The organism is Niabella aurantiaca DSM 17617, from assembly GCF_000374125.1.
Taxonomy (GTDB): Bacteria; Bacteroidota; Bacteroidia; order Chitinophagales; family Chitinophagaceae; genus Niabella; species Niabella aurantiaca.
Genome location: NZ_KB893626.1, coordinates 116,771 through 131,121, shown reverse-complemented (window position 1 = coordinate 131,121; position 14,351 = coordinate 116,771). Strand labels below are relative to the sequence as shown.

Genomic DNA, 14,351 nt, shown 5'->3' with positions numbered 1-14,351 from the left:
TATTTTTTCAAAAAATACTTTTCATAGCTGAACATCAAAGGTAACACCGCAACTCCTTTATCCCATAGCCTGTCCTTCTTTTTTGCAACCAGCTAACCTGCACGCCTGCGGTGGTATTCAGCTTGCCGCTGATTCGCTGATTTGATTTTCTTTCTACGGCATAATCTGCGCATCTGCGGCTTATTATTCAGACAAAATAATCCATCGATACGTTCTTCATTTGCCGCTGATTCGCTGATTTAATTTTCTTTCCACGGCCTAATTTCTGCATTTGCGGCTTAGGACTCGGACGATATGATCCGTTTGTATTCCAGCGACTTTTCATGAAAATTGATCAGTAGCCCCAATCGCAGCTTTGATACAGCAAGATAATTGATCACTTGCGCGTAGTGATCTTCCACAATTCCTTTTCTTGATTTCAACTCCAATATAATCTTGTTTTCAATTACAAAATCAGCACAAAACCGATGAGGCAATATGATGTTCTTATATGAAATACTATACTCTTTTTCCCGTTCATAAAAGATCCCCCGATTATTTAATTCATATTCAAACGCATCCTTGTACACAATTTCCAGAAAGCCTTTACCCAATATCCGATGAATTTCCATTGCAATACCAATCAGTACATAGCTTTCAGACTGCCAGGGATACTCCTTTTCATCAAAATTCTTTTTCATAACGATTAGCTTTAATTTTCAAAAATTGTTTTTCATAGCCGAACATCAAAGGTAGCACTGCAACTCCTTTATCCCATCGCCGATTCTTCTTTTTTGTACCCAGCTAACCTGCACGTCTGCAGCGGGTATTCAGTTTGCCGCTGATTCGCTGATTTAATTTTCTTGCTACGGCTTAATCAGTGCCTGCCCGAATAAATCAGGCGGGCATCTGCGGCTTATTATTCAGACAAAATAATCCATCGATACGTTCTTCATTTGCCGCTGATTCGCTGATCAAATCCTTTTCTATCGTTTATTTTAAATGCGGGCTTTTAAAGCCCAGCTTTTTTAATCCACGCCGTACGTCTTTATCCTTCATGAACCATTTCCACAACAAGCCGCTCCGGTAGTTCTCGATCATCAGGATGATAGGGCCCTGGTTAATGGCCAGATGGGATGTAGCGTACCATTTGCGGGTTTCATTATAGCTTTCCGAAAACCCATACCGGCCCCAGATCCTGTTTCCCAGCACCTCATAAAAATACCGCAATGCATCCAGGGATGCTTCGGGAAAATAGGGCATACTGGCAAGAGCCGCTGCACAGCAGATGGTTCCGTTGTCTTTTACCGGCGAATGCTCACGGTATCTTCTTTTATAATCACAGGCTGACAGCCCCCAGGAATTTTTTCCATAGTTTTTATACCCCCTGGGATTGTCTGCACAATACCGGTAATTAATCGTTACCTGGGCCTTATTTTGTTTCCCGTAATCCGCAAACGCATCCCTCAACCCGTTTGGGTCCAGCCCCACAAAGCTGTAATGGGCAAAAAACAAAGGGCCGCCAAGATCCGGTCCCAGAGGCAACCGGGTCTTATAAAATGATCTTCCGTTCTTCATGGCACCGTTCCGGGCCCAACCGCATTCATACACGTTTTTAGTGATCGAATGTTTAGGCGCCGCTGCTGCCAGTATATAGGTGATCAGGGCCTCATTGTAGCCTTCTATCCGTAAATTCATTGCCCAGCGATGTTTGGGGCTCCAATGCCAGTACAGGGCATCCCGGCCCCTCGTGAACCAGCTCCACTCCACCTGATGCCAGAGCCTGGTAATGGTGGCCCTGATGATCTGCTCCTCTTTATTCCGCCGGTTAAAATATTGCCTTGCCGTCAGCAAGCCCTGAAAAAGGAAGGCAGTTTCAACAAGGTCGGCACCATCATCCTTTTTTGCGAACGGAATGGTCTTTCCTGTGCGCCCGTTGAGCCAGTGGGAAAAAGCCCCGCGATGGTTCTCCGCCTTATCTAAAAAAGCAACGATCTTCAAAAGACGCATTATCGCCTGCGCCCGGCTGATCCATTTCCGCTCCACCGCCACGATAATGGTCATCACGCCAAACCCGGACCCGCCCGTTGTGATCACATCCTTGTAATGCTCGTGATCCCTTTCCCGGGGCAGCCCGCTGCCGGAGTGGGCAAAATCCCAGAAATACGAAAAGGTCTGCCGCTGCACCAGCTCCAGCAATGCGTCGTCCTCTAAATAGGGAAGGGCCGTTTGCTTTGTCATGCTTATTTCTGATAAGTACTTGTAAAACCCAGTTTTTTCAGTCCATTCTGCACTTCGGGACAGCTCATAAAAAGGTTCCAGAGCAGGCCGGTACGGTAATTTTCGATCATCACCACAATGGGGCCCTGGTCAATGGCCAGGTGACTTTTTGCATACCAGTTCTTCGTTTCGTTAAAAGCATCGGTGAACCCGTATTCCGTCCATATCCTGTCGCCCAGTGTTCCGTAAAAATACCGCAGGGCCTTCATCGATTGTTCCGGTGTATAAGGAAAGGCAGACAATGCTGCCGTAGGCGTGATGGTCCCGTTATCATTCGAAGGTTGATGCGCATCGTAGCCCCCCGGATCATCGCTGGCCGTAAGTCCCCAGCAATTTTCCCCATATCCCTTAAATGCCTTCGGATTGTCGACACAATAGGCATAATTGATCAGCGTGTGATGTTGGTTTTGCACCCAGTAATCGGCATACTGGTCCTTTAGCCCTTTTGGGCTCAGACCCAGGAAAGAATAATGCGAAAAGAACAGCGGGCCGCCGTAATCAAAACCCAATGGAAGGGTGTAGTTGTAGAACTTCCTGCCATTCTTAAAAAAGTTGCTCTGTGCCCAGCCGCGGTCATACACTTTCCGGCTCACCGGGTACCGTTCTGCTGAGCCCGCCAGTACATAAGTGATCAGGCATTCATTAAACCCTCTTAAGGGAAAGTTCATGGCCCAGCCGTTGTTCGGGCTCCAATGCCAGTACAATACGTCCTGCCCGCCGCGGGTAAACCAGTCCCACTCCACATCATTCCACAGTCCGTTGATACGGTTGCGCAGATCTCTTTCTACGGGAAGGTCCCGGTTAAAATACTGGCGCACGCACAGCAATCCCTGCAATAAGAACGAGGACTCTACAAGATCAGCGCCGTCGTCCTTGCGGCTAAAGGGAATGGTTTTGCCCGTTGCTCCGTTGTACCAGTGCGGGAACACGCCGTGGTAGGAGTCTGCCTTCGACAACCATTTCACCATTTTTAACAGGAAGCGCGCTGCCGTATCCCGCCCGATCCATCCGCGGTTCACCCCCGCAACAATGGCCATCACTCCAAAACCGGTGCCGCCGGTGGTGACCACCTCCTGCCCGTAATTGAACGACTGGTTGCTTCGCTCTCTTGCCATACCACTTACCGGGTGGGCAAAATCCCAGAAATAGCGCAGGGTCTGTTTCTGAACAAGGTCCACCAGCGCAGAGTCGGAGATACCCTTATCGATCTTTAAGGTGTAAGGAATGTCGTATTTTGATACGGATGCCGGTTTCTGTGCCACCAGGGCACTGCTGATACCGATCATCGTTGCTAAAAACAGCAATCGAAAATTTGTTATATGCATGGTTTCAAATATTCTTATAAAAATTATATTACCACACTGCCGTTATTACCGATTTCCCCGCTATGGTAACCGGCGCCCGTTTATTTTTATACCGGACGTTAAAGGTATAAGATGTACCGGCTTCATTTAAAACGATCAATGCTTTTTTACCGTCCGGCCGTAAAAAAGCCACATGATGCAAGCCCTCCGCACCCTTGCTTCCGATCCTGAGGGACCCGGCGGGAATAAATTTTGACGCATGTGCAATAATGTAATAAGAAACATTCCGGGAAACAGCTGAACCATCGATCGTCAGTGCTCCTTTACACTGGGTACAGCCCCCGGGCGTATGCGGCCCATACGACGGATCATTGGCCAGGTTCCATTCCAATGCCGTTCTGCTCCAGTTGCGCATCGTGCCGATGATGACGTTTTTGACGTGCCATTGCAGATCTCCGTCAAAGCTGCCTTTTGAACCGGTCCACTGTTCTGTAAAATAGAGATTTTTCGCCGGAAAACTATGGTGCAGGGCCCCCATTGCGTTCACATCTCCGGCATAGAGATGAAAGGCGGCCCCATCTACATATTTGGCGGCACCGGCGTCATTGTATATAACAGCAGGATAGTCCGGCCGGTCCAGGTTGTGATCATACACAATAATCTTTGTGGACAGCCCGGCTGCTTTGAACGCAGGGCCCAGGTTGTTTTTTATGAAATCCCGCTGCTGTTCGGCGGTCATATACATGCTTGGGTTGTTACCGGGATGCAGGGGCTCATTCTGTGGCGTTATGGCATTAATGGTGATCCCTTCCGCTTTCATGGCCCGGATGTATTTTACAAAATACGTGGCATAAGAATTATAATACCCGGGCTGCAGGCTGCCGCCTATACTTTTACGATTGTCTTTCATCCATACCGGCGCGCTCCAGGGTGTTGCAAGGACCTTTACGGACGGGTTGATTGCAAGGATCCTCTTCAGCAGTGGTATCAGTGCTGCCTTATCCGGTGCCAGGCTGAACGTTGCCTGGCTGATATCCGTTTTCCTTTCCGGCAGATCATTATAACTGAAAACCGATGCGTCCAGGTCGGATGCACCCATGCTGATGCGGAGATAACTGATCCCTATGGCCCGGTCGTCTTTTGCAAATAATTCATGCAGCAGCGCTGCTTTGGAAGCCGCATCCATCCGGTTGATGAGCTGTGCGCTGCCCCCGGTTAACGTATATCCGAACCCTTCTACCTGCTGGTATTTTTTGTTATCATCGATATCCAGGTCCGGGTAATCGTTGTGTTCCGTTCCAAAACGGATCATCATTCCTGCTTGTTTTTCCAGCAAAGCGGTCCGATCCGCCCTGGTGAGCCAGATGCCCGTTCCGCTTTCCGGGTACGAACTTGCGGCATTCGGGTTTCCGTTTTTATGGCCTTGCGCACCTAAACCAGTAAGTGCCAGCAGGATACAACAATAACCGGTAATCCTTTTTTTCATTTCAGTTTTTAATAAAAAAAGTACACTTTTTTGTACAAATTATTGTACCCTGTTAGTAGCAACTATTTCTGAGTTCAGGAAAAATCTTAAATCCTGTATCGACAATGTATATGATAATAATGATACACTGATCGTGACCGGCAGTGGTAAAACCGTGGTAATGATATCGCCGGACGATTTTAATAGTTATGAAGAGACGGAATACCTGACCAGCACCAAAGCAAATAAAGATCGCCTCGATGGAGCCATAAAGAGCTTTAAAAATGACCGTGGTAAAGAGCAAAAGCTGATTGAACCGGCTTTTGGAGCAGAAGAATTGACCAGGAACACCGCCTTGTATACGCTGTCAAAGATAAGCGCTTACATATTCTTCAATGCCGCTTTCATTACAGGAAATAGATCTTTCAAAGAACTCAAAACCCCGCAAATCCCAGCTTCGTCAGCCCGCTTTTTACCTCCGGCGCGCTCATGAACAGGTTCCACAACAGCTTTGTACGATAATTTTCGATCATCACGATAATGGGTCCCTGATCAATGGCCAGGAAAGCGTCATCAAACCAGGCGCCATCATTCTTTAGCACATCCAGCGAAAAAGCATCTACAAATCCATACGCCTTCCAAAGTTTATCTCCCAGCACATAATAATAAAATTTAAGCGCGGCCATCGACTCCGCAGGAGTGTAGGGCATGGATGAAATAGCTGCGGTCGGAGCAATGAACCCCCTGTCATTGGTGGGTGAGCTGGCCACATACCCATTTTTTGTATTGCTGGCGGTCAGTCCCCACACAGAATCACTGTAACCAAAATAATTTTGGGGATTGGTGCTGCAATAATGATAATTGATCAAACTGTGATTCTTTGCTTGTTCTTCATAACTGGTATACGCATCGCTTAAGCCATTGGGGTTGATCCCCATAAATGAATAATGCTCAAAGAACAGCGGGCCGCCGTAATCTGGTCCCAGCGGTAAGCGGATATTATAAAAAGACTTACCGTTTTTCATGGCACCGCTCCCGGCCCAGCCCTCATCGTAAACAGACCTGGCAACCGCATGATCTTTTGAGCCCGCCGCAAGGACATAGGTGATCAGGCATTCGTTCCATCCCCGTATCTTTAAATTCATAGCCCAGCCTTTATCTGCGCTCCAATGCCAGTACAATACCTGCTGGTTGTTTTGCCGGAACCAGTTCCACTCCACGCTGTCAGCTATTGCGTTGATCGCTGTTCTCAGCAGCGCCTCCTCCCCTGCCCCGGAAAAATACTGCCGGGCACAGATGAGCCCCTGAACAAGGAATGCCGTTTCCACAAGGTCGGCCCCGTCATCATTCGTGCTAAACGGGATCACCTCGCCGGAGCTGCCATTGAGCCAATGCGGGTAGGCTCCGTGAAAAGTTTGCGCAGTGTTCTTTAAAAAGTCCACAATCCTGGTGATCCGCTGCAGGCCTTCTGCCTTTGTGATAAATCCCCGTTCTACGCCCACCAGCAATGCCATGACCCCAAAACCTGTTCCGCCCGTGGTTACGATATCCGGTGCATGTTTTGATCCTTCACGGATCATGCCGGAAACCGGGTGTGCAAAATCACGGAAGTAGTTGAAGGTTTGCCGTTGCACTTTGGTAAGCAACTCCGCTTCAGAGAGTTTAGGGAACTTCCGAGAGGAATCAATTGTTGTTGCAAAATACTTCACCCAATCCGCCGCCGATCCCACACCAGACCTTGTCCGAAGCTGTGTTCCAACTACAAGCGTATATTTTTCCAAAGGCAGCAAGGATATGCTGGGTTCTATCATAACAACCGAATCCCCTTTCTCCATCAGGTATCTGACGGGATGCCGGGTCTTTCCTTTCATCAGCGATATTGCAGAAACGGACGCGGGATCTATCGCCTGTGTAAAACTTAAGCGAATTGTCGGCGTAAGCCGGACATTTGTTAAGTCTGTTAAAAAATGCACTCCATCCACATCCCCGCTCAGGACCTCCACAGCATCCTCCTGCCCCGGCAATCTTTCCACCGGCCTTTTGCACGACAATACAATTTGCAATATCGAGAGCGTCAGATAAAAAAATATACGGGTTCTAAACAATACCTTCACATTTTAATGCAAAAAATATCATCGCTAACAGATACAACACGGTGTTCCCTCAACCGGGTAAGACGTTGAATGTCCCTTCTCAAAAACAAGCCGGATAGTTCCCGTGTTCATTTTATTTTTTTACTTTCCCTAAATTATACAAGGCTTTAATAAAAGCATCCGGCAAAACAGTATTATACACACGCAATTCATCGATACTTCCAGTCATCGGAGCATAATCCGCATTGGCATCTACAGCCATACCTGGTATTGTATTATAGTTACCGCCGATAATGACCTCGTTGGGCTCGTGGCAGGTAAAAAGGTTATTTCCTGTTCCCCTACTTGCATAGGCTCCGGCTTTGATCCCATTTGCCCAGATATCAAAATACCCCGTTGCCCCATTATATGTTAAGACGAGATGGACCCAAACGTCTGCACCAATCTGAGGCGTAACGTATGGGAAATAGCTGGCCATCCCCGGTGCATCTCTCAGCGTATTAATATTATCCTGCGTTCCCGTTCCGTTAACAGTAACAAAATAGGGATTGATCTTTAAGTCTGTAACATTGGAAGCCGGAAAAGAGTGCGTATTCAAGCGAAAATTAAGATCTCCATTAAAAATCCCTGGCCGGGCGATCTGAAAAATCATGGTCCGCTTGGTCCCATTATTCAGTATTTGTATCCATTCACTTATCGTGAAACTTTTTAAGCTACCCTTTTTAAATGCACCAAATTGCTTTGCATAATACAAGTAGCCGGCATTTAGTTTTAACGCTTTCCCCCGCACCCCGGCATCAAAAAAAGAGTTGCCCGCAGTCTGTGCAGGCGACGTACCACTTTTAAGTTCGGTAGCGGTTCCATCAAAAGACCAGTAGGCAACAAGGTTATCCGGATATATTTCTTCCGAGCTTGAAAACCCGTCTACAAGCCCTTCATAATCTTTTGGCGAAACGGAGGGCAATTTATTGGGATTGCCATCTTTTTTACAGGCGGTCAACGTAGTCAATAAAACTAAAATTCCACCAGTAATGAGTTGTTGCACATTATAGCTTGAGTTCATTTTATTCCTATTTATAATTGTTAATACCCCGGATTCTGTGTCAGCTTGCCATTCAGATCTCTTTGCGTCTGAGGTATGGGCAATAACACGTCCCTGGCGTCGGAAAAATTTGGCTTGCCGGAAGCGTTGAGCGCTTCGGCTGCAATTCCCCATCGTACAAGGTCAAAAAAGCGGTCGTGCTCCATAGCAAGCTCAATCCTTCTCTCATGCCGGATGGCCGTTCTCAGCTCCTCCTGTGTTGTGGCAGTAACATCTGGCAATACTCCGGCTGCAGCCCCTTGCCGGGCTCTGGCCCTGACTGAGTTCAGCGCAGTTCGGGCGGCAGCGATGTTCCCCTCTCCTCCCAATTCATTGGCAGCCTCGGCAAACATAAGAACCACATCCGCATAACGCAGTATCCGTACATTCATCCACCAACATCCCCGGGAAATCGAATTTCTTAAAGAAGGGTTGCCCAATACTTTTTGATTATAGCGCTCATTAGGGACCTGTGTCGGATAAATTGGTGTTGTTTCTCCAAAAATAGACGTGTTCGTTGCCGCAGCAGTGCTCGCAAAAAATATGGTCCTGTTCTTCCGGGGATCTCCCGGCTCGTATGCATTTACCAGAAACACGCTGGGGCTATTCCATCCCCATCCTAAATTCCAGTTATTCGGCCCCCGCACTCCCTGAATACTTGCATACTGCACACCATTGGCCTCTCTAACAGTGGGAGACGCTGTAGCCTGAACTTCAAATACCGACTCTTTGCTGTTTTCCCCTTCTTCACTAAATACGGTATTGTACGATACGGACAGATCATACTGCCCGGAATTCATCACACTTTGCGCTTCCGTCATGGCCTGGGCCCATTTTTTCTGAGTAAGGTACACTTTTGCCAGCATTCCTTCTGCCGCCCCTTTTGTTATCCGACCCGGGAACTTAGACCGGTCCCATTCCGCCGGAAGGTTGTTCTTTGCAAAATTCAGATCTTCTTCAATAAATGCATAAATCTCCGCCACCGGGCTCCGGTCCTGCAATGGTGTTGATGCCACGTCTTTATATACCGTGTCAATTTTGGGAACCCCGCCAAAAAGACGTACCAGCATAAAATAGGCATATCCTCTTAAAAAACGCACTTCCGCTTTGGATTGCAATTTGATCGCATCAGATGCTACAATAGTGGCATTTGTGTCAATATTGGCGATAGCACTGTTACATTTATTGATAAGTCCGTAGTAACCTGTCCACAGGGAATTACATCTGCCATTACTTGGCGTTACCGGAAAATTATCCATCGTAATCACGTCTGTTCCTCCATCAGAAGGCGTACTCCCTTTATCTGCATCATCACTTCGGATGCTGGTTGCTACAATAAAACCATCGGCATGCACATTATAACTCCGTAAATCATTGTATGCGCCAAAGATAAATTGATCATATGGCCCTGACCCTCCCGGATAAGGGTAATCATCTGCTGTATAAGATCCCTGCCTGTCCACATCCAAAAACTTTTTACACCCTGTTAAAACAGAAAGGAATAGCACCGTCAGCAGAAGCATCCACCGCAGGTAATTATGAATAATATACTTCTTCATGATAATATATTTAACTCTGTTTTTTACTATTAAACTTTAAAAAGTAACGTTGACACCAAAAGTATAGATCGCCGGTACAGGATAAGTGCCGTTATCCGCACCACCACCTGTTATACTGCCAATAGGCGCTTCCGGCGAATATCCGGTTACCTTTGACCATGTTTTTACGTTCTGCCCGCTCAGATAAATCCGCGCCGCTTTGATAAATGTCCGTTCCAGCAGCCGGGTATTAAATGTGTACCCCAATTGCAATAACCGGAGTCTGAAAAAATCACCCGGCTCCAGATAATAAGAACTGAATAAATAGTTATTACCCCTGGAGTTATCCAGAATGGGTTCAATATTTGTGGAACCGGCAGTGGTCCACGCATTTAGACGGTTACTTTCATAATTGAGCGGTGCAAATTGAGCCACTCTTCTTTGTGTATATATTTTATTTCCAGCAACACCTTGTCCGTCTATCTGAAAATCAAACCCCTTATACCCCAGGGTAATACTGGAACCGAAGTTGTATGGGGGAAAGGGGGTCCCAAGATAAGTCCGGTCATCAGGTGTAATGACCTTATCGTTGTCCACGTCGGCATATGCTATATCGCCCGGCAAAGAATTGGACAAGGCCGGCATTCGGGTCAGATCAGCTGTGGTCTGATAAATACCAACCTGCTTATATCCATAAAAATAGCCGATAGACTTCCCGGTTTCTGTTTTGTTCACGCCTCCATTCCCCAGGATCTGAAAATTAATGTTATCCCCGATCGAATTCACTTCGTTTTTATTATAACTGAAGTTTGCATTGATCGCATAAGTAAAATCCTCGGTTATGTGATCGTTCCAACCCATTGAAACTTCAATACCCCTGTTGGTGATCTTACCCAGGTTCGTAAAGTAAAAACGGCTATCGTTCGGAATGGGCAGCTGTGTCAAAATATCGGAAGTGGTCCGGTCATATAAATTCACCTCTGCACTCAATCTGCTTTCCAATGCCCGTATATCCAATCCCAGATCGATCCCGCGCACAACTTCCCAATGTAAGTCGGGGTCCGGAATATATGCCGCCTGTATCGCAGTATAAATGTTGTCGCCAAATACTGCTGTAGAAGCATTGGAGATGCCTGGTTGCCACAAATTATTTGCAAAGCCATTTGCATTTCCTATTTTACCCCAGGCACCCCGGAGTTTCAGAAAGTCAATTCCTGTTATACCCTCAAAGAACGGTTCCTCACTCGCAACCCATCCCACACCCACACTCCCAAAATTGCCCCAGCGGTTTTCTGGTGCAAACTTAGAGCTTCCATCCCGCCGTATAGTAGCATTCACCAGGTACTTGTTTTTATACGCATAACTAACACGCCCAAATGCCCCGAGTATATTGTTTTTTCCGCCTGTTCCATTAAATGTACCAGGATTTGAATTGCCGTTGATCACATTCAAGTACCAGTAATCAGGGTCATTGGGCACAACCACCGTAGTATCCCTTCTGTTTCCGTCAATAGCAGTGTTCGACTCTGAAACGGATGTAAGACCTGCCATTGCCGTAACCCTATGCACGCCACCAAAATTTTTATCGTAGGTCAATGTGTAATCCTGTTGAAACTTCCTGTATTCTGCCTGGCTCTGTGACACGCTTGTTCTTGCGGTGTTGTCAAACGTTGTGTCCGGAGCTCCTGTTTCATTTATATTAATATATCGGTAAGGTAACGGGGAGTAGCTTCGGGTGTTGTTAAAACCCAGATCGGTATAAAAGATGGATTTAAATGTAAAGTTTTGTAAGAACTTGATCTCTGCAAAAATACTTCCCAAAAACCGATACCCCCTGTTTATTGAAGTGCCGTCTCCCCGGTTGAGCGCGGCAACCGGATTCCCTACCTGCACGCGCTGAAAAGAAGGCATACTGTAGTAAGTATCGGCATCTGCCTGTACCGGAACAATAGGTACCGCCCATATTGCATTGTTCAAACTTACTGCTGTGGGCTCCAAGTTCCAATAAGTTCCGGTTATATCACCTCCGATCTTTATGTTCTTGTTAATTCTCAATTCCTGGTTTAATCTTAATACGACTCTTTCATAGGCACTGTTCTTTACAACACCTTCCTGATTATTGTATCCCAGGCTGAAAAGCGTTGTAGATTTTTCACCACTATTGGAAACACTGACGGTATGGTTTTGCATCAGGGCCTTCCGGAGAATAAGGTTTTGCCAATCCGTATTGGCCGTAAAATTTTTAAAATCAAAAGGCTGGGCATTTAAATTAGCCAACTGAGCTGTATATAGTTTTTTAAATCCTGCGGCATCTGTAACATCGATTTTGTTCGTTACCTTCTGAATACCAACAGAACTTTGTACCTGTATCCTTGTTTGTCCGCGGGCTGCTTTTTTAGAGGTGATTGCAATGACGCCATTCGCTCCCCGCAATCCATAAATAGCAATTGAGGAAGGGTCTCTTAACACATCAATCGTTTCTATATCAGCAGGATTAAGGAAATCAATATTATCCTGTAATATACCATCTACCACATAGAGGGGCGCTGCACTGTTGGTACTGTTCACCCCCCTTATCCTGACGGTTGGAGCAGCGCCAGGCGATCCACTGTTACTAATCGTAAGTCCTGCAACCTTTCCCTGCAGTGAACTCAGGGGATTTAAATTTGGAGCTTTTGCTACTTCTTCACCACTAATAGAAGCTACAGATCCGGTCAGGTCCCGTTTCCGGGCCGTACCATAACCGATCACCACCACCTGGTCCATCAATTTTTGCGAAGCCTGCATTTGGATCTGTACCGTCTTTTGCCCGTTCAAAGGATATTCCTGCTCATCATACCCCACGGCGGTAAACACCAGGATGCTGTTGGCTTCCGGAACCGAAAGGGTAAAACTGCCTTCCGTATTCGTAGCCGTGCCGATCGTGGTCCCTTTTACCTGTACCGACACCCCCGATAAAGGCGCACCGGAACTGTCCGTAACCGTACCGCTGACCGTGACATCCTTTCTGGCAAGCGGATCTGCCTTAATAACAATGAGATTGTTCGCCATCTGCCGGTACGTTATATCCGTATAAAAAAACAGCATGGGCAATATCTCCTCAATCGTTGCAGCCTTTGCATTCAGCGTTACTTTCGATCGCAGGGCCGGCAGATCATTGTTGTACAAAAACCGGTAGGATGTCTTCTCCTCAATCGAGCGAAGCACTGCTGCCAGCTCGGTTTTCTTTACCTTTAAATGGATGCGCTGCTGCCCAAAACCGCTGGCATGAATATGAAATGTAAAGAACAGCAGAAACAGCATCGTCAATTTCATAGCAAGTAAAACTTTTTTTGTTTGTGAGGACAACGTCCTCTTTGTTAAGCATCTCATGTGATAAATATGTATTTTAATAATATCACATAAAGCATTCGTCATATAGCTTCATGTAAAGTTAACGCATCTTTATATGGGGCCCGGGCCCTCAGGCGTTCCTTCCAAACAGGCACCGCCACTTACCGGAATGAACTGATCACTACTTCGTTATGCTCGATCTTATAAGCAAACGGATTGGCAAGCTTTAACGCCTCCAGGGCCTGAACGAGGGTCTCCTTCTCAAAGGAGCCATTAAAACTCAGTGCTTTTACCGCCTCATCTGTAAACCGGATGTTGATATTATACCACTGTTCCATTTTATGGGCCAGTGTTACAAAATCATCCCCCCGAAACTCAAGCCTGTTATAGATCCAGGCCGTTTCCACACGCTGCTCTATGGCTTTTGTGCTGTCAATGGCCTCCACCTTGATGGCTTCCCGCAGCCCGCCGGTAACCGGATGTTCGGGTTCGGCAACGAGGGTATTCGGGATTACCAGCTTCTGATTGGGATAAAGCAGCACCGGCTGAAAATTCTTCTCACCATCGTGCTTGGTAACGCTGATCAGACCCCGGTACAGTATGGCAGTAGTCACCTGCTCATTGGTATATGCTTTTATATTGAATGCCGTTCCCAGCACTTTTATATCAATGTTGCCTGCATGAACAATAAACGGGCACCTGGCTCCTTCTGCCGTTTGTGCATGGATCACATCAAAAAAAGCTTCGCCCTCCAGCTTTACTTCCCGGGTAGCGCCTTTAAAATCCGTTACGTAAAACAGGCGGGATCCCCCATTGAGCCAAACCTTGCTGCCATCCGGCAGCAGCAGCTGTTTCCGGGCTCCTTTCGGGGCGGCCGACGCCAGCTTATAAATACCCGGCGATCCCGGCCTGGTGGCGGGAGTATGCAGCTGTTTAACGCCCCAATATGCCAGCGCCAGCACCGCTGCAGCCGCCGCTCCATAATAAAGCAGCCGCTGGCGGGTCTTTTTCGCGGCCGGAGGCGGGGACAAAATAGGGGATTCCGTTTTTACCAGGAGTAGCCGCACGGCTTCCGTATAGTCATCCTGCATCGTATGACTGCTGCCCGGGGTTCGCTGCAGCAACTGCTGCAGCAACTCATATTGCTGTTGCAATTCCGGATTCCTTGCGAGGTACTTCTGCAATGCCTGTTTTTCGGACGCACTGGCTTCTCCGTAGATCGTGCGCGCCATCAGATTCCATATGAAATCATCATTTCTCATGTATAAACGGCAAACA

Annotated in this window: 10 protein-coding genes; 1 reads left to right on the top strand and 9 read right to left on the bottom strand. The window is 47.1% G+C overall.

Annotation, left to right across the window (positions count from 1 at the left end; genetic code table 11):
• Positions 1–278 precede the first annotated feature (278 nt).
• The 4 genes from B160_RS0105505 to B160_RS0105490 form a co-directional block, all read right to left on the bottom strand.
• Entirely contained in the window at positions 279–680 is a 402-nt protein-coding gene (locus tag B160_RS0105505) for a GxxExxY protein (RefSeq protein WP_018626883.1), read from the bottom strand.
• A gap of 292 nt (positions 681–972) precedes the next feature.
• Positions 973–2,220 (bottom strand): glucoamylase family protein, encoded by a 1,248-nt coding sequence (locus B160_RS0105500; RefSeq protein WP_018626882.1) that lies wholly within the window; start codon positions 2,218–2,220, stop codon positions 973–975.
• 2 nt (positions 2,221–2,222) lie between these two features.
• Positions 2,223–3,584 carry a glucoamylase family protein gene (locus B160_RS0105495; protein ID WP_026309552.1) on the bottom strand — a complete coding sequence of 454 codons (1,362 nt, stop codon included), beginning with the start codon at positions 3,582–3,584 and terminating at the stop codon, positions 2,223–2,225.
• Between the two features lie 28 nt (positions 3,585–3,612).
• Positions 3,613–5,049, bottom strand: a complete 1,437-nt coding sequence (locus tag B160_RS0105490) for a glycoside hydrolase family 30 protein (protein WP_018626880.1) — start codon at positions 5,047–5,049, stop codon at positions 3,613–3,615.
• Between B160_RS0105490 and B160_RS32520 the strand changes: the two genes are divergently transcribed.
• On the top strand, positions 5,036–5,521 hold the full coding sequence (locus tag B160_RS32520) for a type II toxin-antitoxin system Phd/YefM family antitoxin (protein WP_425411194.1): 486 nt from the start codon (positions 5,036–5,038) through the stop codon (positions 5,519–5,521). The two genes, B160_RS0105490 and B160_RS32520, sit on opposite strands and share 14 nt — an antisense overlap.
• Here the strand turns inward: B160_RS32520 and B160_RS0105485 are convergent.
• From B160_RS0105485 to B160_RS30455, 5 genes are all read right to left on the bottom strand, one after another.
• Entirely contained in the window at positions 5,463–7,142 is a 1,680-nt protein-coding gene (locus tag B160_RS0105485; protein WP_245562151.1) for a glucoamylase family protein, read from the bottom strand. The genes B160_RS32520 and B160_RS0105485 overlap by 59 nt on opposite strands.
• A 112-nt stretch (positions 7,143–7,254) precedes the next feature.
• Entirely contained in the window at positions 7,255–8,184 is a 930-nt protein-coding gene (locus B160_RS0105480; protein ID WP_018626878.1) for a LamG-like jellyroll fold domain-containing protein, read from the bottom strand.
• Positions 8,185–8,204: 20 nt separating this feature from the next.
• Entirely contained in the window at positions 8,205–9,761 is a 1,557-nt protein-coding gene (locus B160_RS0105475) for a RagB/SusD family nutrient uptake outer membrane protein (protein WP_018626877.1), read from the bottom strand.
• 36 nt (positions 9,762–9,797) lie between these two features.
• A complete protein-coding gene (locus tag B160_RS0105470; RefSeq protein WP_018626876.1) occupies positions 9,798–13,055 on the bottom strand; it encodes a TonB-dependent receptor in 3,258 nt (1,085 codons plus the stop codon).
• A 179-nt stretch (positions 13,056–13,234) separates the two neighbouring features.
• On the bottom strand, positions 13,235–14,335 hold the full coding sequence (locus tag B160_RS30455; protein ID WP_018626875.1) for a FecR family protein: 1,101 nt from the start codon (positions 14,333–14,335) through the stop codon (positions 13,235–13,237).
• Between the last annotated feature and the right edge of the window lie 16 nt (positions 14,336–14,351).

Bases quoted from the DNA above. Each gene is read 5' to 3' on its own strand.
- B160_RS0105505 (WP_018626883.1), bottom strand. From the start codon at position 680: ATGAAAAAGAATTTTGATGAAAAGGAGTATCCCTGGCAGTCTGAAAGC.
- B160_RS0105500 (WP_018626882.1), bottom strand. From the start codon at position 2,220: ATGACAAAGCAAACGGCCCTTCCCTATTTAGAGGACGACGCATTGCTG.
- B160_RS0105495 (WP_026309552.1), bottom strand. From the start codon at position 3,584: ATGCATATAACAAATTTTCGATTGCTGTTTTTAGCAACGATGATCGGT.
- B160_RS0105490 (WP_018626880.1), bottom strand. From the start codon at position 5,049: ATGAAAAAAAGGATTACCGGTTATTGTTGTATCCTGCTGGCACTTACT.
- B160_RS0105480 (WP_018626878.1), bottom strand. From the start codon at position 8,184: ATGAACTCAAGCTATAATGTGCAACAACTCATTACTGGTGGAATTTTA.
- B160_RS0105475 (WP_018626877.1), bottom strand. From the start codon at position 9,761: ATGAAGAAGTATATTATTCATAATTACCTGCGGTGGATGCTTCTGCTG.
- B160_RS0105470 (WP_018626876.1), bottom strand. From the start codon at position 13,055: ATGAAATTGACGATGCTGTTTCTGCTGTTCTTTACATTTCATATTCAT.
- B160_RS30455 (WP_018626875.1), bottom strand. From the start codon at position 14,335: ATGAGAAATGATGATTTCATATGGAATCTGATGGCGCGCACGATCTAC.